This is a genomic window from Bifidobacterium sp. LH_416, assembly GCF_056357055.1.
In genome coordinates this window covers 1-22823 of the sequence record NZ_JBKEVJ010000008.1, presented here as the reverse complement: position 1 = coordinate 22823, position 22823 = coordinate 1, and the positions used below count along the sequence as shown (strand labels likewise).

The 22823-nt window shown below is 55.6% G+C and carries 18 protein-coding genes; 11 read left to right on the top strand and 7 right to left on the bottom strand.

Features of this window, described 5'->3' with window-relative positions:
• Positions 1-51: 51 nt before the first annotated feature.
• Positions 52-1755, bottom strand: coding sequence for an FIVAR domain-containing protein (locus AC1AY0_RS11535; protein WP_476524973.1), 1704 nt, complete (start codon positions 1753-1755; stop codon positions 52-54).
• A gap of 98 nt (positions 1756-1853) precedes the next feature.
• Complete coding sequence (dcd, locus tag AC1AY0_RS11530) at positions 1854-2435, bottom strand: dCTP deaminase (protein ID WP_476503847.1); 582 nt, start codon at positions 2433-2435, stop codon at positions 1854-1856.
• A gap of 379 nt (positions 2436-2814) precedes the next feature.
• Between dcd and AC1AY0_RS11525 the strand changes: the two genes are divergently transcribed.
• The 3 genes from AC1AY0_RS11525 to AC1AY0_RS11515 all read left to right on the top strand — a co-directional run bounded on the left by AC1AY0_RS11525 (position 2815) and on the right by AC1AY0_RS11515 (position 5414).
• Positions 2815-3684 carry a hypothetical protein gene (locus tag AC1AY0_RS11525; RefSeq protein ID WP_476503848.1) on the top strand — a complete coding sequence of 290 codons (870 nt, stop codon included), beginning with the start codon at positions 2815-2817 and terminating at the stop codon, positions 3682-3684.
• 106 nt (positions 3685-3790) lie between these two features.
• A complete protein-coding gene (locus tag AC1AY0_RS11520) occupies positions 3791-4549 on the top strand; it encodes an alpha/beta hydrolase (RefSeq protein WP_476503849.1) in 759 nt (252 codons plus the stop codon).
• 61 nt (positions 4550-4610) lie between these two features.
• Positions 4611-5414, top strand: coding sequence for a sulfite exporter TauE/SafE family protein (locus tag AC1AY0_RS11515; RefSeq protein WP_476503850.1), 804 nt, complete (start codon positions 4611-4613; stop codon positions 5412-5414).
• Between the two features lie 102 nt (positions 5415-5516).
• On the opposite strand, the gene AC1AY0_RS11510 is transcribed toward AC1AY0_RS11515, so the two are convergent.
• A complete protein-coding gene (locus AC1AY0_RS11510) occupies positions 5517-7589 on the bottom strand; it encodes a Na+/H+ antiporter (RefSeq protein ID WP_476503851.1) in 2073 nt (690 codons plus the stop codon).
• A 116-nt stretch (positions 7590-7705) separates the two neighbouring features.
• On the opposite strand from AC1AY0_RS11510, the gene AC1AY0_RS11505 reads away from it, so the two are divergent.
• Both AC1AY0_RS11505 and AC1AY0_RS11500 read left to right on the top strand, forming a co-directional pair.
• Positions 7706-8182: a nucleoside deaminase gene (locus tag AC1AY0_RS11505; RefSeq protein ID WP_476503854.1), complete on the top strand. Its 477-nt coding sequence runs from the start codon at positions 7706-7708 to the stop codon at positions 8180-8182.
• A gap of 124 nt (positions 8183-8306) precedes the next feature.
• Entirely contained in the window at positions 8307-10634 is a 2328-nt protein-coding gene (locus AC1AY0_RS11500; protein ID WP_476503852.1) for an alpha-galactosidase, read from the top strand.
• A gap of 364 nt (positions 10635-10998) precedes the next feature.
• Here AC1AY0_RS11500 and AC1AY0_RS11495 read toward each other — a convergent pair whose 3' ends face one another.
• Positions 10999-12213 (bottom strand): ROK family protein, encoded by a 1215-nt coding sequence (locus AC1AY0_RS11495; RefSeq protein WP_476526480.1) that lies wholly within the window; start codon positions 12211-12213, stop codon positions 10999-11001.
• Between the two features lie 178 nt (positions 12214-12391).
• Between AC1AY0_RS11495 and AC1AY0_RS11490 the strand changes: the two genes are divergently transcribed.
• The 5 genes from AC1AY0_RS11490 (at position 12392) to ilvA (ending at position 19032) form a co-directional block, all read left to right on the top strand.
• A complete protein-coding gene (locus AC1AY0_RS11490) occupies positions 12392-13681 on the top strand; it encodes an ABC transporter substrate-binding protein (protein ID WP_476526478.1) in 1290 nt (429 codons plus the stop codon).
• A gap of 22 nt (positions 13682-13703) precedes the next feature.
• Positions 13704-14627 carry a carbohydrate ABC transporter permease gene (locus AC1AY0_RS11485; protein WP_476526477.1) on the top strand — a complete coding sequence of 308 codons (924 nt, stop codon included), beginning with the start codon at positions 13704-13706 and terminating at the stop codon, positions 14625-14627.
• 23 nt (positions 14628-14650) lie between these two features.
• Complete coding sequence (locus tag AC1AY0_RS11480) at positions 14651-15523, top strand: carbohydrate ABC transporter permease (protein ID WP_476526474.1); 873 nt, start codon at positions 14651-14653, stop codon at positions 15521-15523.
• A 341-nt stretch (positions 15524-15864) separates the two neighbouring features.
• On the top strand, positions 15865-17685 hold the full coding sequence (locus AC1AY0_RS11475; RefSeq protein ID WP_476524977.1) for a glycoside hydrolase family 13 protein: 1821 nt from the start codon (positions 15865-15867) through the stop codon (positions 17683-17685).
• Between the two features lie 81 nt (positions 17686-17766).
• On the top strand, positions 17767-19032 hold the full coding sequence (ilvA, locus tag AC1AY0_RS11470) for a threonine ammonia-lyase (RefSeq protein ID WP_476524978.1): 1266 nt from the start codon (positions 17767-17769) through the stop codon (positions 19030-19032).
• A 65-nt stretch (positions 19033-19097) separates the two neighbouring features.
• Here ilvA and AC1AY0_RS11465 read toward each other — a convergent pair whose 3' ends face one another.
• Both AC1AY0_RS11465 and AC1AY0_RS11460 read right to left on the bottom strand, forming a co-directional pair.
• Positions 19098-20387 carry a hypothetical protein gene (locus tag AC1AY0_RS11465; RefSeq protein ID WP_476526473.1) on the bottom strand — a complete coding sequence of 430 codons (1290 nt, stop codon included), beginning with the start codon at positions 20385-20387 and terminating at the stop codon, positions 19098-19100.
• A 150-nt stretch (positions 20388-20537) separates the two neighbouring features.
• Positions 20538-21284: a LuxR C-terminal-related transcriptional regulator gene (locus tag AC1AY0_RS11460; RefSeq protein ID WP_476526472.1), complete on the bottom strand. Its 747-nt coding sequence runs from the start codon at positions 21282-21284 to the stop codon at positions 20538-20540.
• A 116-nt stretch (positions 21285-21400) separates the two neighbouring features.
• On the opposite strand from AC1AY0_RS11460, the gene AC1AY0_RS11455 reads away from it, so the two are divergent.
• Positions 21401-21739, top strand: a complete 339-nt coding sequence (locus AC1AY0_RS11455) for a hypothetical protein (protein ID WP_476526470.1) — start codon at positions 21401-21403, stop codon at positions 21737-21739.
• Positions 21740-21764: 25 nt separating this feature from the next.
• Here AC1AY0_RS11455 and AC1AY0_RS11450 read toward each other — a convergent pair whose 3' ends face one another.
• A complete protein-coding gene (locus AC1AY0_RS11450) occupies positions 21765-22517 on the bottom strand; it encodes a Sir2 family NAD-dependent protein deacetylase (RefSeq protein WP_476524982.1) in 753 nt (250 codons plus the stop codon).
• Between the last annotated feature and the right edge of the window lie 306 nt (positions 22518-22823).

Here is a 22823-nt window from a genome sequence, read left to right as displayed (position 1 = left end):
CCCTCTGCTTTGCTATAGCGCTATAGCTCTGGCTCGTGCAATCAAAGAAGATTACTCATTAGTGTCAGTGGAACCAGAAGAAGTGCCGCTATCAGTGCTGCCGTTGCTGTTCTGCTGATTCTGCAACTGCTGCTGAGCCTCTTCCTGTGCTTTCTGCTGAGCTTCCTCTTGTGCCTGCTTATCAGCATCAGCCTTCTGCTTGGCCTGCATAGAAGCATTGACATCAGATTCAGCCTTCTGCAATGCGGAAATAGCATTATCTACGTCTGCATCAGACGGGTTGGAGCTGTTCGCGATGGTGTTGGCGTTAGTGATAGCCGTCTGCAGGGCGGTACGAGTATTTTCGTCCGCAACATTGCCGGCAGAGTTATTCAACGTGCTTTGGGCTTGAGACACTGCAGAGCTGAGCTTGGACTTCTTAGAGTTGGTATCCGCGGTTTTCTCCGAAGCGTTCACCGCCTTGATGGCACTATTGATGGCATCAGTTTGATCAGTCACCGTGCTGATTTGCTTCTGCATATCCTGAGTCTGCTGCTTGAGCTGATCTGCAGAAAGCGAAGAATCACAGCTGGCAGTATCCTCAGGATTCTGGCCCTTTTCCACAGCCGCATTCAAAGTATCAATGGTGGTGCTGTCCGCAACCTTACCCTTGGAAACCTGCACAGAAGTCTGGCCCTTAGACACTGCGGTGGCGAGCTTCTTCTTGGCGGCATCGTATTGCTTTGCTGCAGCCTTGCATTCCACCAGTGCGGCAGCCTGGCTTACTTTGCTGCTGTTAGAACGCCACCAGAACAGGCCGCCGCCAATCAAAGCAATAACCAGCACTACCACGCCAGCGATAATCGCAATTTTGCGTGTATCTTTTTTGTTTTCGCCACCGTTATGACGGCCGTTCTTGTCGCCATCGCCAGACTCATCTTCATCGGCGAATTCTTCAAGCGGAGAGATGGTTGGCGGAAGCGGCTGAGCGGGCTCTTCAAGACCGGCAAGCTTAACCGGAGCGTTGGTGACCGGCTGGAATACCTGAGTAGCTTCCCCATCGGCCGGGGTGTTGCCGGCCGGAACTTCTGCAGATAGTGGGGTTGCGGGAGTCTGATTCAGTGCGGAATACGCCTGAGTGGCTTCAGTCTGGGGTGCATTGCCGAATGGAGAAGCAGCTGCTGGGGTCTCGACAGCAGAGAAGATCGCCGGCTGGAATACCTGAGTGGCACCCTCCGTTGCTGCTCCTGCATAGGTTGGCTGCGGAGCTGCAGGCGCGTAAGGAGACTGCTGTTGCGGCTGTGCATAGGGCATAGCCTGAGTCGGTGCCGCGGGAGTAGCCGGTGTGGCTGGTGCCGTAGACGTAGCCGGTGCTACTGGGGCTGCCGGAGTAGCTGGAGCGGGAGCAACCGGGCGGAAGCTTTGCGTGGCCTGATCCCAGACGTACTGCTGCTGGCCAGGTGCAGCAGCTACCGGCTGGGTTGCCGCAGGCGTCGCAGGAGCTGCTGGAGCTACAGGTGCGGTCGGCTGCGTATAGGCTGCTGCTGCCGGCTGAGCAGGCTGCGCAAACTGACTGGGCGCGGCAGGCGCTGGCTGAGACGGGGCGAATGGATTGAACGCCTGGGTCTCCTGACCTAGATCAGTAGGGGCTGCAGCGGGCGATTGCGCCGGCTGCAGCGGCTGCTGCGCTTGTGTGGGGAGCGGCGGTACTACCGGCTTGATTGGTTCGCTATTGTTCTGGAAATCGAACTGAAAACCACCATCACTGTTGGTCATTACATCTCCTTGATGTGCGAGCAAAGCACCGGTGCATAGGCCGGTGAGTAGTCATCAGATGGTTGCAGCCATCTGTGTTGGATAGACGAAAAGTGGCCTCAGTCGTCGATATGAGCTCGATAGAAGTTCTCGTAAGAACGGCTTGGCGTCGGGCCGCGCTGACCCTGATAATGTGAACCGGTACCTGCGGAGCCATACGGGTGCTCGGCTGGAGAGCTCAACTGGAAGAAGCACATCTGGCCGATTTTCATGCCCGGCCACAGCTTGACTGGCAGCGTGGAAACATTAGACAGCTCCAGCGTGATATGCCCCTCGAAACCAGGATCAATAAAGCCTGCAGTGGAATGAGTCAAAATACCCAAACGACCCAGCGAGCTCTTACCTTCCAAGCGAGCTGCAATAGTCGGATCAAGCTTGACATATTCCCATGTGGAGCCGAGGGCAAATTCACCCGGGTGCAGAATCCACGGTTCATCCGGGCCAACCTCGAACTGTTCGGTTAGCGCACCTTGATTTTCTGCCGGATCAACATAGGTGTACGCATGATTGTTGAATAAACGGAAATAACGATCCAGCCTCACATCAATGGAAGCAGGCTGCACCATTTCTGGGGTCCACGGTTCGAGTGAAATATGGCCAGCGGACTGTGCGGCGATAATATCGCGGTCGGACAGCAGCATAGAAACTCCTTGAATTACAGTATTGTCCCCAAGTCTAGCGCCCAGTGCGGAAACAAATAGGGCAGAGACAGCAGAACCGAGCTGCTAGTAAGCCTTTCGCAAGCCAGAATTCTCAGGTTATTCTCAGAAAACCTCAGCTTTAAACACAGAATCCAATGGTTATATAAAAGATGTCAGCGGAAAGCTGATCAGGAACAGCAGCAGTTCCCGATAATTGAACCCCTTTCTTCTTCTCTCTCTCCTTTCTCTCCCCGGCGGCCCGCACCGCCGGGGTTCTTTTTTGCTTACGCTGCTCCACCAGTTACTCATCCTCCGGAATGACTGCCATGCCTGTGCCTCGGCGGTATACTGACAATCAGTCGGCAGAGAGGGCGGTTGTATGGGGAAGAACAGCGAAGAATATGACTTTTTCGGCGGTGCCGAATACGAGGACGAGAATCAATCCGTGCGTGCTCGAAATCAGCGCACACCGCAGCGTCCAAATAAGCGATCTCGCAAGTTGAAGGTCGACAGTCCTGCCTCCAAAATACTCAGGCGTTTAGCATTGTTCACCGGCCTGTTGGCAGTGGCTGCTGCAGCATCATCGGCAGTGCATGAAATCGCACCATACGCCATATCGTTCTTGGTTACTGTTCCTGGCCGTTATATTGCGGCGACTGCTGCCGCGCTTATTGGCCTGACCTTAATGTTTGTGATCGGAGCAAGAACCACAATGCCGCGCAATTCCACGCATGGTGGCGTGGGCGGTGGCGGCATCGTGACCATCATGCTGGCCTGCGCCTGCTTGGTAGTCGGCGTGGCTGTGGGCGTGCTGTTTCCACAAGGCTTGATTTTGCCGGACAATGACAAAGCTCCAGTAGAAAATACTGCGCAAATGGAACAAGGTATCGAGCAGGCGGCTGGCCAATGCGCGTCCGGCTGGCAAGGTCTGGATGCTGGCGGTCTCCCGGGTGTGACCACAGTGCAGATGTGCACGGAGCCTCGTATGGCGTTTGTGTCATTTGAATCGGAAACAATGGCATCAGTAGGCAAATCGCCGATCAAGGTGAAGATTGCAGAACTGCTGAATCAATACTCTGACAATGAAAATGCTCAAGGCGATTGGCGACTACTCAGCGGCAAACGTTGGATGGTGTTTGGCGAGGCAGACAAGATGACCGCATTGCAGCAGCAGTGGGGCGGAGACCTTGAAACCATTACCGCAGCCGACGATTCCGCCGATACCACAAGCACCGATTCCGTTCAATAAACCAGTAACGCAGCGGCCCATTACCAGTGGCTGGATACTGCTGGTGTGACCGAAATCATAAGCATCATGCGCAATCCTCAATAGGAACCCTTTATATTGGATTGCTATGAGCAATGAAGCCAACGCGTACCAGCCATTAATCGGCCGTGAATCCACGGAAGTGCCAGGGCATTATGGCGACCCTATAACGGTGGAACATGCCTTGCCTTCGCGCGGCGGATTCAACCAACACCTCACGCATCCGCTCTTCCTATGCTTGCACGGATGGGGCTCCAATGAGCAGGAGATGGCGGATATTATGCGGCTGATTGCTCCCTACAATGATTTCGTTGCACTCCGTGGTCCGTTCACCTTAGCTGAAGCGTCTGCGGATTCCCGAGACCCCGGTAATTATGCTTGGCTGCACGGTTCTTTGCCGGTCGGCGAAGACCTTGATTATGACGCGTATGCTGCGGCTTGTGCTGTTGACGCTTGGGTGAGCGCCAATATTCCTGCTGACCGCGATATTGTGCCGCTCGGCTTCTCCCAAGGCGGATTGGTCGCAGTGCATCTGTTGCGCATTAATCCGGAACGATACCGTGCAGTGATCAGCCTTTCCGGATTCAATGCCCCGGGCCAAGTGCCGGGTACTTCTCCGGCCGACGATCGCCTTGCGCAATTGGATATCCCCGTGTTCTACACCTATGGCAAAAACGATGGTGTTGTGCCGAAATACGAGCTGTTCGCCACCGCCGCATGGCTTGAGGAACATACGTGGTTGAAAACCAAGAGCTATCACGGGCTCGATCACAATGTGAGTCTCGAGGAATTTGCCGATTTGCGGCAATGGCTGCTTGATAACGACATTACTTCCGGCGTGCTGTAAGCCTTGCACCAATCGGACATAGCAGCAGGCCGTTCGCGCTGCGGTCATAGACTAAAGTCCCATGAGCGAAGTGAGTACTGAAGAGAATCATCTGGATGAGTCTCCGCGTGGCATCGCAGTGATGGCTTTGGTGGGCGTGCTGGTTGGCCTGTTGTCTGGATTATTTGGCATTGGTGGCGGCACGATTATTGTGCCGGCGCTGGTATGGCTTGGTTTGACTCAGCGCCACGCTGCTGCAACCTCTATGTTGGCGATTGTGCCTACTGCGGTATCCGGCGTGCTGGCTTATGCGGTTAATGGCAATGTTGATTGGATTGCTGCGCTGCTTATGTTCTTAGGCATGTTCGTCGGCGGACAGATTGGTTCGCTGCTCCTGTCTCGATTGCCTGAGGTTGTGCTGCGTTGGGCTTTTGTGGCATTTATGGCATTCATTATTGTGAGCCAGTTGATTTTTGTGCCCTCACGTGATTCGTCGATTGATTTGAATTTGCTTACTGGATTTCTGATGATTGTGTTCGGCGTGCTGGCTGGCATTCTCGCTGGATTGCTGGGCGTGGGCGGTGGTGCGATTTGTGTGCCGTCGCTTTCGATTCTGTTCGGAGCATCCGATTTGATTGCGCGCGGCACGTCGCTGCTGGCAATGTTCCCAAATGCTGTCACTACTACGGTGGCGAATGTGCGGCGCAAGATGGTTCACGCTAAAGCCGGCCTTATTATCGGCATCGTGGCTGCGATAACCGCACCCCTTGGCACATGGATTGCCGGCGCAATGAGCCCTCGCGCCGGAGAAATACTCTTCGCCCTATACTTGACCGTTCTCCTGATTCGCAGCATCTGGGTAGCGCTGAAGGTCAGCAGAAAATAGTTAGATGCCGGAGTCGGCGTCGACTTGCCGAGCCGTATAACAGACAGCCCAGTGGGCTGTCTGTAGGCGAGGGGAGCGGCTATGCCGCGACGGTTATGCAAGTTAGATGCCGGAATCGGCATCAACTTGCATAACGTAAATGTTGCGGCGCAGGGTTTTGGCTTGGGCTCGGTTGATGTCGCCGGCTTCGAGCATGTCTTGAATCACGCCGAGTTCGATGGCGTAGCTTTCTTTCTTGACTTCCTCAACTTGGCTAATCATGGCCGCAGTACCGCTCATATTCGGGCGAGCCTGCAGTGACGCTTCAGCACGTCGATAATCCAAGAGCAGTGCAGAGCAATGCTCAGTGTTGTAGGTGCTATTGCCCATTTCATCCACCAAGCGATCAATCACATGATGAATCGCTTCAATCTGCAATTCGCGCGTGCGAGTGAAAATCTGGTCTTCGCTCACCAGCGGCGTAGTGTGACGAATCTTGGAAATCGTGCGTTTCGCGTAATTGTTGACTCGGCGCTGCAGCATGCGTGCACGTCCGCGAATCTGAGAGACCGTATGCCCGGAAGCCGGGTCGGTAGACGCGTGACGCAGCGTGTTCATGATTTGGTCGAGCATGCGCTCGCAAGCTTCCACATTCAGCTCCTGCGTGGCAGCATTCGCATCAGGATGCGCCTTCGCCTCCGCGAGTCGATCGCGCACGAACTCCTTCTCCCAGTGCAATGCTTCAATCTGGAGTCGCTCCAAGCCTTGCGGATCGGAATCGCCGTTGCGCTGCTTCAATCGGCTGATGCGCTTGGTGTACAAATCAATAACCATCAATACTGCACGACGGTTTTCCGGTGTGATTCGGCCAGTCAATTCCTCTACTGTGGAGCGCAACACCTCAATAGTGATAGGAATCATTTCCGCACTCGGATCCTTGCCGCGGTTCGGAGCCAGCAGCGGCAGCAGGAAATTAGCCAGAATCAAAGTCATAACAATGACGCCGGAAGCGATGAAAATCAACTCATCGCGCATCGGGAACACAGCGCCACCCGCGATGTAATACGGGATCGTAAACATCAAGGACAGTGTAATCGTGCCCTTTGGTCCACCAAAGGTCATCACTGCCGCAGAGCGCCAACGTTCAAGAGTCATCTTGCGGCGTTTGCCGGTATTCATATCGCGCGCAATGCGCAGCATGGCTGCAACCCAAATAAATCGCAGCACAATCACCACCGCAGTCACCAGCAGAATAATGCCGATAAGTAGCGTGTTATTGATGTACGGATCAGACCAGCTGGCAGTCATCGCCTGCGGCAGCTGCATACCCAGCAAAATGAACACAGCACCGTTGAGCGAGAAGCTGAGCACGCCCCACACTGAGGACGACACAATATTCGTGCGCGCCACATTCGGGCCCACGCCACTGCGGTCGAATCGGATGAACAAACCAGCCGCCACTACCGCCAAAATGCCGGATACGCCAAGTTCCTCAGCGCCCAAATACAGCAGGAATGGCAGGAACAACTCCATCAGAATACGCGTAGTGGTGGTTTCCCAACCCAGCGATCGCACGGTTTCGAACACCCAGTTGGCAATCGCGCCCACCACGAGGCCGAACACAGTGCCGCCAATAAAAGACACTACAAATTCGCCGGCAGCCTGGCCCACGGCAAATGTTCCGGTGAACGCCGCGGCTAATGCAAATTGGAAGCCCACGATGCCGGACGCATCGTTGAACAGCGACTCGCCTTTGAGCACGCCTCGCTGACGTTGGGAGAGCGAAGCCTCTTTGCCCAGCGAGCTGACGGCCACGGCATCGGTCGGCCCCAATGCTGCGCCGAGAGCCAACGCGGAGGCAAGCGAAATCGCAGGCCAGACGGCATGCAAAATAAAGCCGACAGCCGCCATCGTCGCAATCGCCAATCCAATAGCCAGCGAAAGGCTTAATTTCAAGGTTTTCAGTAGCGCAGACTTATCGATTTCATGCGCTTCGAGATACAGCAGCGGTGCGATGAACAGCACCATGAACAATTCCGGGTTCAGCTGCGCATTCGGGAAGAACGGCAGATATGCCACGAGTACGCCCAGTGCAATCTGCACGAGCGGCGTGGAGACTTTAGGAATGAAGCGACTGGCGAACGAACTCACTACCACTGCCGCGATAATGCATAGGATGAGTTCAAAAACTGCCATGACCTGCCTCTCTTCTTACCTCGGGTCCCGGCTAGTATATGAAATCTATTGGTAAATCGCGTTAAGCCGAGCGCCGAACATGAGACGCAACGGTTTAGACTCGTCGTATGTCTCCTATGCTGCACGAACAAGCAATGCGCACTGCAATAGAACTCGCGCAACAAGCCGCTGCTGCTGGCGATGTGCCGGTGGGCGCCATCGTGCTGAATAGTTCAGGAACGATTATCGGGCGCGGCTATAACACTCGCGAAACTCACGGTGATCCGCTGGCGCATGCCGAAATTCTTGCCATGCGCGAAGCTGCGCAATACCGCGCACGGCAAGACGGTGATGATTCTGAGCATGCGTGGAATCTCGCCGACTACACGCTTGTGGTCACGTTGGAACCATGCCCGATGTGTGCCGGCGCATGCGTGCAAACGCACATCGGTTCGATTGTGTTCGGTGCTTGGGATGCAAAACTGGGCGCTTGCGGTTCGGTATGGGATATTCCGCGCGACCCGCATGTTGGGCATGTGCCTGACGTATATGGCGGTGTGCTTGAACGCGATTGCCAGCAGCTGCTTACCGATTTCTTTGCCGCACGTCGTTAGCTAGCGTCCTCTTTTCTTACTTTCTTCAGCCAACACGCGGCATGAAGTCAACATATTCGATTCTTTCTACCATCGAATCAGCAGTACAGAACCATTCCAGCCAATGTCAAAGGAGACCAGACCCATGGCCGAGAACGAAGCATTGACCTTCACTGGAACCGCATCAAACGGTACCGAACTCACCGCCGTCTACCTTGCCCAGCCCACCGCCAATGTGGCGCTTGGCCTGATTTTTGCAGGGGGTGAGCTGCCGCGCATCGTGCATTGGGGCCGTCCTCTCGCCAATCCTGAAACCTTGCTCGACGCTTATGATGCGTTGAAGCCACAGCGCGTCTCTGGCGCGCTTGACGAAACTGCTTGGCCTTCTGTGCTGCCGACTCAGGCGGAAAGCTGGATTGGTGAGCCGCGCGTGGTGCTGCGCCGCGCAGGCATTGAACTGTTCCCGAAGTTCACCGTTACCAATATCGATATTGATGGTGTGCTTTCCGCCAGCCTCGACGCGGTAAGTGCGGACAGCTACACGGATGTGACCGGCCACACTCGCACCACCGGCCCGGTTCGTGTGCCGGGCGTTGTGGTCACCGCTGAAGACAAAGAGAACGGTCTCGCTATCGAATGGCGACTCGAACTGCTCGACGGCGGTTTGGCTCGCCAGAAGGCGACTGTCACCAACCTGGGTGCTCCGGAAGGTGCCGCTGATAGTGCCGCTGCAGCCAATCTTGAAGTCGGCAAGATCGAACTAGGCTTCCCGGTGCCTGAGCTCGCTGGTGAGATTCTCACCACCACGGGCCATCATCTGCGCGAACGTAGCCCGCAGCGTCAGCCGCTGACTGTTGGCCGATTTGAAAAGCCGCAGCTTGCCGGCCGCCCTGACTTTGACGCTTCTCTGCTGCTGACTGCAGGCATGCCAGGCTTTGGCTTTGAGCATGGTGAGGCCTACTCCGTGCATGTGGGCTGGAGCGGCAACTCGGTGCTGTCCGCTGAACGACTGCCGTATACGCAGGGCATCATCGGCGGCGGCGAACTCCTGTTCGGCGGCGAAGTGACGCTGGCTCCGCAGGGTGAAGGCGAAAGTTCTTACGAGACCCCGTGGCTGTTCGGCTCGTTCGGCGATGGCCTGAACGAGATTGCCGCGCGATTCCACGCATACGTGCGCTCCCGCCACCCGCGCCTGTTCGCGCACGGTCGCCCGGTGATTCTGAACACCTGGGAAGCCGTGTACTTCGACCACAACTTCGATACGCTGGCGGCGCTCGCCGACAAGGCTGCTGACTCCGGTGTGGAACGTTTCGTTGTGGACGACGGCTGGTTCGGTTCCCGCCGCGACGATACTTCCGGTCTCGGCGATTGGCAGATTTCCCAGGATGTGTGGCCGGATGGCGATAAGTCGCTGAAGGCGCTTGCCGACTATGTGCATGCCAAAGGCATGCAGTTCGGCCTCTGGTTCGAGCCGGAAATGGTGAACATTGATTCCGACGTGGTTCGTGCTCACCCCGATTGGATTCTGTCTCCGACTGCCGGACGCCTGCCAATGCAGGGCCGCAGCCAGCAAGTGCTTGATTTAACCAATCCGGATGCGTTTGACTATGTCTTTAACGCGATGGATTCGCTGGTGGGCGAGCTCAAAATCGACTACATCAAGTGGGACCACAACAAGCTCGTGACGGAAGCTGGCTCTCGTCGTTCCGGCCGCCCGGCTGTGCACGCACAGACCTTGGCCGTATATGAGATCTTCAAGGGCCTGAAGACTCGTCATCCTGGTCTTGAGATTGAAAGCTGCTCGTCCGGTGGCGGCCGCGTGGACCTTGGCATTCTGGAATATGCCGATCGTATTTGGGCTTCCGATTGCGTGGACCCGGTGGAGCGTGCGGATATTCAGCGGTACACGTCGCTGCTGGTGCCGCCGGCCATGATGGGCGAGCATGTGGGTGCCAGCCCGGCCCACTCCACTCAGCGCGCCACCAGCCAGGAGCTGCGCATGGCGATGGCCTTCTTCGGTCACATGGGCATCGAGTGGAATCTGCTCAAGGAGCCGGAGGATGCGCTCGCCAAGCTGGCTGTGTGGGTGGCCGAGTTCAAGAAGCATCGTGACTGGTTCGCCATTGACACCTGCGTGCACGCTGATGCCAATGATCCGGCCGTGCGTTTGGACGGCATGGTGATGCCGAGCCGTGATGCTGCGATTTACCGCTTCACTCAGCTGACTACTGGCCAAACCTATCCGGCCGCTCCGGTGAGGCTCCCTGGTTTGGATCCTGCTCGTCGTTATCGAGTGACCCCGCTGGATCCAAGCCTCGACCTGACTGGTCTGACCAACGGTCAGAGCACGCTCGGCTGGTGGAACGAAGATGGCGTAGTGATGACCGGCGAAGCCCTGCAGCGCTACGGCATCCGCCCGCCGTCCCTCCACCCCCAGCAGGCTGTGCTGTTCAAGGCCGTAGCGTTAAGCTGACAATCCAGTGGATTGTCGGTAGCGACGGCCTGAGCGAGCCGGTAGGTGAGCGAAGGTGATGCTGAGCCTCGCTGTAGGCGAGTCCGAAATTGCTGGGCCGTAGCGTTAAGCTGACAATCTCTGTCTGCTAGACAAAGTGTTGTCTTGGCAGCTATAGACTGTAGGTTTTTGAACACTGACTGTAGGTTTTTCGACATTGACTGTAGGTTTTCGAACATATTTCGTCGGAAATCCTACAGTCAATGTTAGGAATCCGACAGTCAACGTTGGAAATCCTACAGTCGATATCGAAAAACCGACAGTCAGTTACAGTCAGTACAGCCGATACAGCCAATATCGGTGACGACGGACACGTAGGCGACCGTCACCCAATATGCTTTACGATGACGCGGCTGGCGGCGGCTTTGGCCCAGAGCTGCCAGTCGTGGTTCATAATCGTGAACTTCACCGGCTGGGTCTGACTATGTCGGTAATACCGGATGCCGTCGCGCAACGAATCAGTACCAAGCTTGGCCAAAAACGCTGATTCGCCGGCAATCATCACATGGCCAGGCATGGCGATATTCGCCACCATCGCCACCAACGCACCCAGTCGGAAACACGTACGATTCACCAGCTGCGTAGCCTGCGGTACGCGGGCACGAGCGTCATGAGCAAAGTCCTCAAACGTCACTGGTTTGCCCACAATCGCCGAATACTGTTCGGCAATGGAATCATCAGTCAAACATTGCGAACAACCAATATGTCCGCTCACACAACGTGGGCCTTCCGGATCAACCAGCACATGGCCCACCAAACCATAGCTTTTATCCGGATAACTTACCGGCTCACCATGCACGGCCAGCGAATAGCCAACGCCGACGCCGATTGTCACCACAGCGAACATATCCAACCCGACTCCCGGGCCAAACCATGAGGCATCCACCAGTAGCGAATCAATGTCATTGAACACGCCGCACGGTAGTCCGGTCTGCTGAGCCACCATGGCTCCCAAATCAGTGGGTCCTTCCCAGTGCAGGAATGGCGCGAACGTCACCACCGAATCCTCCACCACATGACCGCCCACAGCCACGCCAACCGCAGTGGGGGAGGGCAGGCCGGTGGCAATCACATCGGCAGTGCAGTCGGCAGTCAATTGCGCAATCGACGCAGCCACATATTCCGGCGACTGATCTTCGCCGATGGGTAGCTCATGGCGGCCGGATACCACTTCGCCATGCGCGTTCACCGCAGCGGAAACAATCGACGTGCCATGTACCTTCACGCCCACAAACGTGCGAGCGTTCGAACACAACATCAGCGAAGTCTGCGGGCGGCCGCGCCGATCAGAACTCTCCTTCGGTGTGAACCGTTCCGGCAATTTGCCAACCATTCCAGCGGTCGCGCTCGCCGGAAGCTCCTCAATCACCCCCGCGTAAATCAAATCACTGGTAATACGGGAAAGTGCACCTTGACTCAGTCCCAACATCTGAGCCAACGTAGTGCGAGCGATCGGTCCGTACTGTGCCACAGCTGCCGCCACGCGGTGCGTATGCTCAGAACCGGCAAACCATTGTGGAATCGCATTGGAATCAGCCAATTTATGCCCCTTTGCGAATAATTAATTGCGTTAATCACAAAATAGCGCGTTTTTACTTGCCTACGCAAGCAGGCTCGCAGGCACTGGGAATGAAAACCCTGAATCGTTACCTTTGAGAGTGGAGGAATTGCCGCCAGTGTTGGAGCTGGCGGTGGAAGGAAAGACAAAGGAGTCAGCAATGCTTTCAGATTCCCTATATCCAACTTCCAGACTGAAGCGTTTAGGTGTACGCGTGGCCGCAACGGTGTGCGCGCTCGCCGTGGGCTTTGGCCTGGCAGGCTGTGGTTCCAGCACCGCAGGAACCGTCACTCTCGACTTCTTCCAGTTCAAGTCCGAGGCTGCAGACACATTCAAGGCCATCGTTCAGGACTTTGAGAAGCAAAACCCGACCATCAAGGTCAACATCAACAACTCTGCCAACGCACAAACCGATTTGCGCACCCGCTTCGTGAAGAACCGTGTGCCGGACGTCATCACGTTCAACGGCGACATCAGCTTCGGCATGTTCGCCGCTTCCGGAGTGTTCTACGACTTCACCGACGAGCCGATTGTGGATACGCTCAACCCGGGCATGGTGAACATCGCCAAGAACCTCGTGCAGACCACCGATCCGGCCAAGAAGCGCCTGTACGGTCTGCCGTTCGCCGGCAACGCCTCCGGCTACATCTACAACAAGGACCTCTTCAAGCAGGTCGGCCTTGACCCGGAGAACCCGCCCACCACGTGGACCGAGTTCACGGACATGCTCAACAAGTTCAAGGAAGCAGACATCAACCCGATTCAGGGCACTGTAGCAGACGCTTGGACCACGCAGGCACCGCTCGCTTCGCTGGCCGGCACGCTGGTTCCGGAATCCAAGTACACCGAACTGAAGCAGGGCAAGACTACCTTCCAGGAGCTGTGGAAGACCACGGTCGAGAAGGAAGCCGACCTGTTCACCTACTCCACTGCAGACACTGGCGTCACCTATCAGCAGGGCACGCAAAGCTTCGCTCAGGGCAAGGCCGCGATTATTCCGCTTGGTACTTATGCAATTCCGCAGATTCTGCTGATTAACAAGGACATCAACCTGGGCTTCGCACAAATGCCGGCTACTGATGATGCCAGCGAGCAGATTCTTACTGCAGGCGATGATGTGATGCTCACCATCGGTGCCAATACCAAGCACAAGGCAGAGGCTATGAAGCTGGTGGAATTCATGATGCAGAAGGAGCAGCTGGATTCCTACGCTGACGCCCAGTCCGCCATCACCCCGCTCAAGGACACGTACTTCGGCAACGATGCGCTCGAAACCGTGCGCCCGTTCTTCGAGGAGAATCGACTGGCCGACTTCTGCGACCACTACATCCCTTCCTCCATCAACATCGGCGGTTACCTGCAGACCATGGTGACCTCTGGTAACACCGACCGGTTCCTGAACCAGATGCAGACCGAATGGGACAAGGTCCAGGCCAGGACCTTCGAGTGACGAGTAGGAGAGGAGAGCAATCATGTCTAATGCAACCGCTGCAAAGCCAACTAAAACCGCCAAAAAGAAGGTTTCCACCTTCTCCAAGCGCAAGGTTGATCCAACCTTCTACTGGATGGCTGTTCCGGCCGCCATCATTTTCGCCTTCTTCCTGTACCTGCCATTCGTGGACGGCGTGAAGTACTCCTTCACCAACTCCCAGGGCTACGGCGACTACAAGTTCATCGGTTTCAAGAACTACATCGCCCTCTTCCAAGACAACCGCGTAGGACACGCCTACCTGTTCACCTTGCTGATCGCAGTGGCCATCACCGTGCTCATCAACGTGATTGCACTGTTCCTGTCGGTACTGCTGAACTCGAAGATCGCCTTCAAGAACGGCTTCAGGGCCATCTTCTTCGTGCCGTACACCCTCTCCGTGCTGGTCATCGGCTACGTGTTCAAGTACATCTTCATGAACCCGCTGCCGGAACTCGGCAAGGCGCTCGGCATTGACTGGCTGTCCACTTCGCTGCTGACCAACGAGCAGCTCAGCTGGATTCCGATCGTCTTCCTCGCAGTCTGGCAAGGCGTGGCTTACTCCGTGCTGATTTACCTGGCCGGTCTGCAGACCATTGATGATGAAATCTACGAGGCAGCCGCCATCGACGGCGTGAACGCATGGCAGAAGTTCTGGAAGATCACTTTCCCGCTGATTGGACCGTTCTTCACCATCAACCTCGTGCTCTCCATGAAGAATGCACTCGGTACCTTCGATCAGGTGGTGGCATTGACCGATGGCGGCCCGAACTCGGCCACGGAAACGGTCACCTACCTCATTTGGAAGGGCGGTTTGACCGGTGGCGAATACGCATACCAGACTGCTAACGCTGTGCTCTTCTTCATCGTTCTGGCCATTATCGCCTTCATTCAGCTGCGCATCTCTCGCAGCCAGGAACAGATCTGATTTACGCGGGGAGAGGATTCATTATGACTACTGCAACCGTTACTTCATCTCCTAAGTCCGGTGCTGCGCCGGCCAAGTTCCGCAAAGACCACAACATCAACTGGTGGCTGACCGCCGCTGTGGCTGTGCTGTCGCTGACGATTCTGGTGCCGCTGTACTTCACCGTTGTCACCGCACTGAAAACCCCGGCCGAAGCCGGCACGTTCGCGTTTCCGACTTCCTGGGAGTGGCATAACTTCGCCGATGCTTCCGCCAAGGTCAACTATCCGAAGGCCGCACTCAACTCGGCAATCATCACAGTTGCCGCCGTGGTGCTGACCCTGCTGACCAACACGTTCGTGGCTTACGCGGTGGCCCGCAACATGGATAAGCGATTCTTCCGCTTCCTGTACTACTTCTTCATCGCTGCCATGTTCGTGCCATTCCCGGTCGTCATGCTGCCGATTGCCAAGCAGATGGGCTCCCTGCACCTGGACAATCAGATCGGTCTGATCATCCTGTACACCGTGCTCGGCTTGGGTACCAACCTGTTCATCGCAACTGGATTCATCCGTTCGATTCCGGTTTCGCTGGAAGAGGCGGCACGCATTGATGGCGCATCCACTTGGCGTATTTTCTGGACCATCATCTTCCCGCTGATGAGCCCGATTAACGCCACCATCGCCATCCTGACCGCACTGTGGGCTTGGAACGACTTCCTCCTGCCGTTGATTGTGCTCACAGATCAGTCGAACCAGACCATCCCGCTGGCCCAGTACGTCTTCAGCTCGCAGTTCGCCACCAACTACCCGATGGCATTCTCCAGCTACCTGATGGCCATGGCCCCGATCCTAGTCGTCTACATCTTCGCTCAAAAGTGGGTTGTCGGTGGAGTGATGAGGGGAGCCGTTAAATAAACAGCCCGGTGGGCTGTTTATAGGCTCCCCCGAACGACGACAGTCGTGAGGCAGAATGGCAGTCCGCCGTAGGCGGTCGATTACTTCACAGCGCCGAGCGAGACGAGCCGATTAAGGAAACAGTCCAGTGGACTGTTTCCCGGCTCGGGCGGACGATAGTCCGCGTACTCGCGAGGCAATGATGAGTCTCGCCGTAGGCGAGTCCGTAATTGCAGGACGCTGTGAAGTAATTACTTTCCGGCACGCCCGTTAAACAGCCCGATGGGAATAAAACCATCGGGCTGTTTGAATAGTTACCAAGTATTAATCAACGATGATTCCACACTAGAAAGGCCGTAACGATGACTACTGCACAGCGCACTGTAATCCCCGACTCCGTTCGTACCAACGGTGCCACCCCGAATCCGTGGTGGTCCAATGCCGTGGTCTACCAGATCTACCCCCGTTCCTTCCAAGACACCAACGGCGATGGCTTCGGCGATCTCAAGGGCATCACTTCTCGTCTTGACTACCTTGCCGATCTCGGCGTGGACGTGCTCTGGCTGTCCCCGGTGTACAAGTCTCCGCAGGACGATAACGGCTACGATATTTCCGATTATCAGGACATCGACCCGCTGTTCGGCTCCCTCGAAGACATGGACGAACTGCTTGCCGAAGCTCACAAGCGCGGCCTCAAGATCGTGATGGACCTGGTCGTGAACCATACCTCCGACGAGCACGCATGGTTCCAAGCTTCCAAAGATAAGAACGATCCGCATGCTGACTGGTACTGGTGGCGTCCAGCCCGTCCGGGCCACGAGCCAGGCACTCCCGGTGCCGAGCCAAACCAGTGGGGCTCCTACTTTGGCGGCTCCGCATGGGAGTACAGCCCGGAGCGTGGCGAATACTATCTGCATCAGTTCTCCAAGAAGCAGCCTGACCTGAACTGGGAGAATCCTGCTGTGCGTCGCGCGGTGTACGACATGATGAACTGGTGGCTCGATCGCGGCGTTGACGGCTTCCGTATGGACGTTATCACTCTGATTTCCAAGCGCACGGACGTCAATGGCAAGTTGCCTGGAGAGTTCGGTTCTGAACTCGAGGATTTGCCTGTGGGCGAGGAAGGCTATTCCAACCCGAACCCGTTCTGTGCGGACGGCCCACGTCAGGATGAATTCCTGGCTGAAATGCGTCGCGAAGTGTTCAACGGCCGTGACGGCTTCCTCACCGTGGGCGAAGCTCCGGGCATTACCGCGGAGCGCAATGAGCACATCACCAATCCGGTGAATGGCGAGCTGGATATGCTCTTCCTGTTCGAGCATGTGGACTTCGACTGCGAGGGCGTGAAGTGGAAGCCGCTGCCGCTGAACCTGCCTGGCTTGAAGCGCATCATGGCCGGCTACCAGACCGCAGTCGCCAAGGCCGGTTGGGCCAGCTTGTTCACTGGCAACCATGATCAGCCGCGCGTAGTGTCTCGCTGGGGCGACGACTCCAATGAGGAGAATCGCGTCCGCTCTGCCAAAGCATTGGGTCTCATGCTGCACATGCATCGTGGCACGCCGTACGTCTATCAGGGTGAGGAACTGGGCATGACGAACGCTCATTTCACTCGTCTTGATCAGTACCGTGATTTGGAATCGCTGAATGCGTATCGCCAGCGTGTTGAGGAAGCCAAGGTTCAGACTCCGGAATCAATGATGGCCGGTATCGCTGCGCGCGGTCGCGACAACTCCCGTACGCCAATGCAGTGGGACGGCTCGACCTACGCCGGTTTCACTGCTCCGGATGCCGCTACCGAACCATGGATTTCCGTAAACCCGAACCATGCGGAAATCAATGCAGCGAGCGAATTCGACGACCCGAATTCGGTGTACTCCTTCTACAAGCAGCTGATTGCACTGCGTCACGAAAAGGCAGTAATTGCTGCCGGTGACTGGGAGCTGATTGATGCTGATGATGAGCACGTGTACGCTTTCACCCGCACGTTGGGTTCCGAGCGTCTGCTCGTAGTGGTCAATCTCTCCGGTCGCACGGTTGATTTGCCGCATGATGCAGCGGAACTGGTTGCCGCTGGCGTCACCGAGCCGGATGTGCTGATCAGCACCTACGATGCCAGCCACGCTGTGGTCTCCCTCGCCAACCGCGAGCTCGACCCATGGGAGGGCATCGCCATTCAGCTGTAATGCTGCCAATAATGGTGTAAGTGAGCGCTTACTGAGACGGCGGGCCGCGCCTAACGGCCCGCCGTTTTACAATGAAATACCATGGAACAAAAGGATGTTTTGAAGGCGCTGCAACGTGATCACGCAGCGGAACTGAAGCTTGCCGCCGAACGACTCAAGGGCACTGCCCGCCACACGGAGATCATTCCCTCCCCAACGTTGAGTGAGATGACCGGCCATGAGATTCTTCTGAAGCCGGAAAATCTTCAGGTCACCGGATCCTTCAAGATTCGTGGCGCCTATAACAAGATCGCATCCCTTTCCGAAGAGCAGCTGGCCCGTGGCATCGTGACCGCTTCTGCAGGCAACCATGCGCAAGGCGTGGCATACGCCGCTCGCGAACGTGGTGCCAAGGCCACCATCTGTATGCCGCAAATCACCCCGCCGCTCAAGGTGGATGCCACCAAGGCATACGGTGCTGACGTGGTGCTCTACGGCGATGTGTTTGACGAAGCCGCCGCTCATGCCGCTGAGCTCGCCAAAACCGAAGGCATGATTTACGTGCCGCCGTTCGATGACTACGAGGTCATCTGCGGTCAGGGCACTATCGGCCTTGAAATTCTCGAAGATGTGCCGAACGTCACCGATGTGGTCGTGCCACTCGGTGGTGGCGGTCTGGGCGCAGGTGTGGCGCTCGCCATCAAGACGTTCAAGCCGGAAGTGCGCGTGATCGGCGCAATCCCGGAAGGCAGCCCGGCGTGGAAGAATTCGTTCGCAGCCGGCCGCGTTACCGAAGCCGATCAGGTGATTACTTCCGCTGAAGGCGTCGCCGTCAAGCATCCGGGCGACCTGCCGTACGCGCTGCTCAACGAATTCCTGGACGATCTGGTAACCGTTACCGAGCGCGACATCAACGAGATGATTCTGCTCATGCTCGAAAAGCACAAGCTGGTGGTTGAGGCTGCCGGCGCTGTGTCATTGGCTGCGTTGGAGCATCTGAACCTGCGCTCCCGCAAGTTTGCTGCCGCTAATGGCCCGCATGTTGTGGTGCCGATTATGTCCGGCGGCAACATCGATACCGTGACTATGGGTGCCGTGATTCAGAAGGGTATGATCGCCCGCGGCCGCATCATGAACTTCGAGGTCGAACTGCCTGATACGCCAGGCCAGCTGGTCAAAGTCGCCACATTGCTCGCCAAAGAGCGCGCGAATGTTATTGCCCTGGACCACGATCAGTTCAAGGCATCCGGCCACTACACGAACGCGGTGTCGCTCGGCGTCACTGTTGAAACCAACGGCCCCGACCACATCGACCGCATTCTCGCTGCCCTCAAGGAAGCCGGCTTCCAGCCCAAGCGCATCTACTGAACAACGAGTAGTCGCAGGACAGGCTGCCGCATTGATGCGACTGGGGAAAGAGACTTCGTTCTTGGCTAGAACGGTATGCGGATGTACAAGGTCCACTCCCCATCTTCAATACAGGAGTTGACAGTGCCTCCCAGTCGCTCGATGTTCCGGCGATGCAGTGTGAGACCTTGGTGCAATCCTGGCATGTCCGCTGTCGTGCCATGCTCATCGGCGTTCTTTCGACTGAGAAGAACGCCGTTTGATTGCATGATGGTGAGTTCATCGCAATCCCATGTGATGGTTAGATAATAGAGCTCGCTTTTATCGGCGTATTTGCTGATATTCGTGTACAGCTCGGTGATGAGATTGGTCAGGTTTTCGTTCGTCAGATAGCTGTCCGACAGGTTATCAGCGGGTTCATCAGATTTTTCTGATAAACGATGAATGATTGCCTCGCCCTGGAATCCGAGCAGATGCAGCCGTCGATCGCCTTCTGCGCAGGTCTTTGCGATAAGGGTGAATACGGTGTCACGCATATTGTCGGCACGTTGTTCCTGCACATCCGACGCATCGTTGACGGTTTGTACGCCTTCCCGAGGCTGTTGATCCAACAGACGGATAATCGCGTGTACATTATCGAGTGCATTCAACGCCGCTTGGTTCACTTCAGCCCAATCCGTTGTATCGGCATTGTCTCCTGTGTGACTGGAATGAGCCATGTTGTTTTGCGCCGTGAACGCGATGAACGACAGCATGCCGGTTACGCTATCGTGCGCTTTGCTGGCAATTGCATTGTCTCTCGCCAATGCCTCCGCCCGTTCCTGTTCCCGTTCAGCTTCCAACTGTTGCGTCTTCATTGCGCGTATCATCACACGGTGTCCCTGCACGAACAGGAATACACCGATATAGACCAGATATATAAGACAGATTACTGATTGTGCCCACCGTAATGCTGAACCTCTCAGCATATGTCCGGCGACGTTGACCAATACCAGTTCAATGAATGGAATGATGATTACGCTTGCTAAGAACAGCAGGTCGTTATCGATTATCTGCTCCATCTTTCTTATCCAACGTCGTCGTAAAGATGATTGTGACGCTGATTGTGAACTGCTTTGTGCCGATGCAGCTGTTCCGCGGAAACCATTGATGACAAATGCCGCAAAATAGATGATTACGGCGATTAATGCGATTGCGGACAGCAACAACCAGAATATGTCATTGGTTATGCTCCAGATTTGAGCGGCGATTGCATATCCGCATGCGAGGGGAACGACATATGAAAAGAAATGCCGCAACGAGTGAGCGTCATTATGAAGGTCGCGTTTCACTGTTTCCCATGCCGGATCGTTGCCGTTATTCTCTTGTGCTTCCATCGAAGCTCCTTCATTTTCGCGCCATAGATGATTATGAATGTGGTTCACCATTGTGTGGTGGGATGTCTATGGTGGAATTCCCATATAAGCAGTACTTTGCTGGCAATGAGTGCCCTGTGTAACCCGTTCAGATGACGTGGAACTAGGTCGCTATTGGCCTGTATGGGCTGGCCGGTTCATCTCGTCCCAATTTATAAGCCTCATCCAGACCGCTATGGCTTGCCCTCGGTTGGAGACGCCGAGTTTGGTGAATATGCGGGTCGTATAAGTCTTGATCGTATTAACTGATACTCCAAGCGATTCGGCTACCTGGCCAGTGGTATGCCCCTGTGCATACATGTTCAGCGTCTGTCGTTCACGCTCCGAGAGATTCGGTGGTGCCTTGAGCACGATTCCCGTCGATTCCAGTTGACTGTGCTGCATGTCTTGTTCGGATATGGCCAAGGCATGTGCTCTGATGCTGGTCATGAACTCGTGCGTGAGCTCGTGCTCAGATAATGATTTGGCCCATATCTGATTGGAGCTCACTTGCTCGATGGCTTCGATGATGGTCCGCAAATCACGTTTCGCTACAATGCCTTGAGCTCCTGCACATGCTGCGGCTGACGCATATCTGTTCAGTGGAAACGACGTAATCGCCAATATGGGAACAAAAGGCGTTGCGCGTCGGATTCGTCGCACTACATCAACACCTTCCATATCGGATAGTGACATATCAGCCAGTAGTACATCGGGCCGAGTGGCTTGGTCGAGGCAACGATTGATTGCAGTTTGACCTTTAGTGGTCGCCCACAGAACGTGTATCCGTGGGGAGCGTGAACATAGATACCGTTTCAACGCACCCAAGGTCAATTCATCGTTGTCCAGCAATGCCAACGCAATCGGTTTCGCCTCCATACCACCACCATAGACCTTGCCTCATGGTGGTGCGGAATCCTCCAATGCAAGATGTCACCTATTCGTATGACAGCCGTACTCAACGCCACGACAGAACGTCATACAGTCGCATATAGATGATGAGAGGAGAAGACATGTGCCATTGGATTCGAGCGATTGCTCCATGGCTCGCTTTGGCGGGGGCATGCGTGCTGGCGTATCTGGGGTATCGAATTGTTGCCATTGTGGTTATCGTCGTTACGCTAATCGTTGACACACTTGCCAGATGGGCATCCGGAGACGTTGTCGGCTCGTCGTCTCCGGATACCCGCGAGGAGGTTCGTCGTATTCCCGTGCAGGAAGTTAAGGAATACCGAATAACTCATCCAGAGGTTTCCATTATGGAAGCATATTCGCGATTGGACCATGCAAAGTCAGAGCGGACACATGACGTTGATTCGCCTATGTCTGCCTAGGAAAAAGAGCCGGTGCATACCTCAGTTATTCTGCTGCAATCGTTTCATCTACCAGTTTTGGCAGGGCGACTGCAATATCCTCGTGAATCAGGCGCGTGGCCAGACGGTCATACTGTGTGCGGCCCATATTCATAATGGTGATTGGTACTCCGGCCTGTGCGGCCACCGGCACGATGCTCGCGGCCGGGTACACCTCCAGTGTGGAGCCGATTACCCACAGTTCATCGGCTTTGGTGGCGCGATCGTAGGATTTCTCCATAGCTCCGTCTGGCAATGCTTCGCCGAAATACACCACATTCGTTTTGATGATGCCGTTGCATGGCATATCGCCGCGATACTTGAGCTTGCGATGGCAATGCGGATCCGGTTCCTCATCCAACCGGGCCATAATGTCCGCAGTGTTGTACTTCTGGTGGCACTTCATGCAATGGGAAGTGCCGATAGTGCCATGCAAATTGACGATGACGTCAGGACTATTGCCTGCCTTCTCATGCAATGCATCAAAGTTTTGCGTGGCGAGCAATGTAAGCATGCCTGCCTTCTCAAGCTTGACCAGTGCTTTATGAGCAGCGCCCGGCTGAGCATTCCACACAGGTGACTCTTTCTGCCAGCGCCAGGAATACTCGCGATCTTCCTTATTGTTCATGAACAGGTCAATGTCATAGACACTGGTTTGTTCAGGGTGCTTGGTCCAGACGCCGTCCGGGCCGCGGAAATCAGGAATGCCGGCCGAGGTAGAGATGCCGGCGCCAGTTAATACAGCAATTTTCTTCGTCATGATTACAGGTATACCCGGGTTCGATGAACGAGAAGTGATGAATGCTGGGTGCGATTGCTGGGTGATTGCGCCTGAATTTTTGCCAATGGTGTCTCATATTTCTGAATTTGTTTCCTTGCAGGACACGTTTGGAGCGTATGTTGTGCAGTAACGGCGTTGTTGAGCTTTGGTTTGGCTTGTTTGCGACACGCCGTGGGAACGCTGTCGTTGCAACGGTTTCAGCGTCGGTTTGTCATGCCGGTTTGCGTTGGTTTGGGTTTTCGTGTAGGTTATTCATCTGTTGCCGCTCGGCACGGCGGGTCTTCT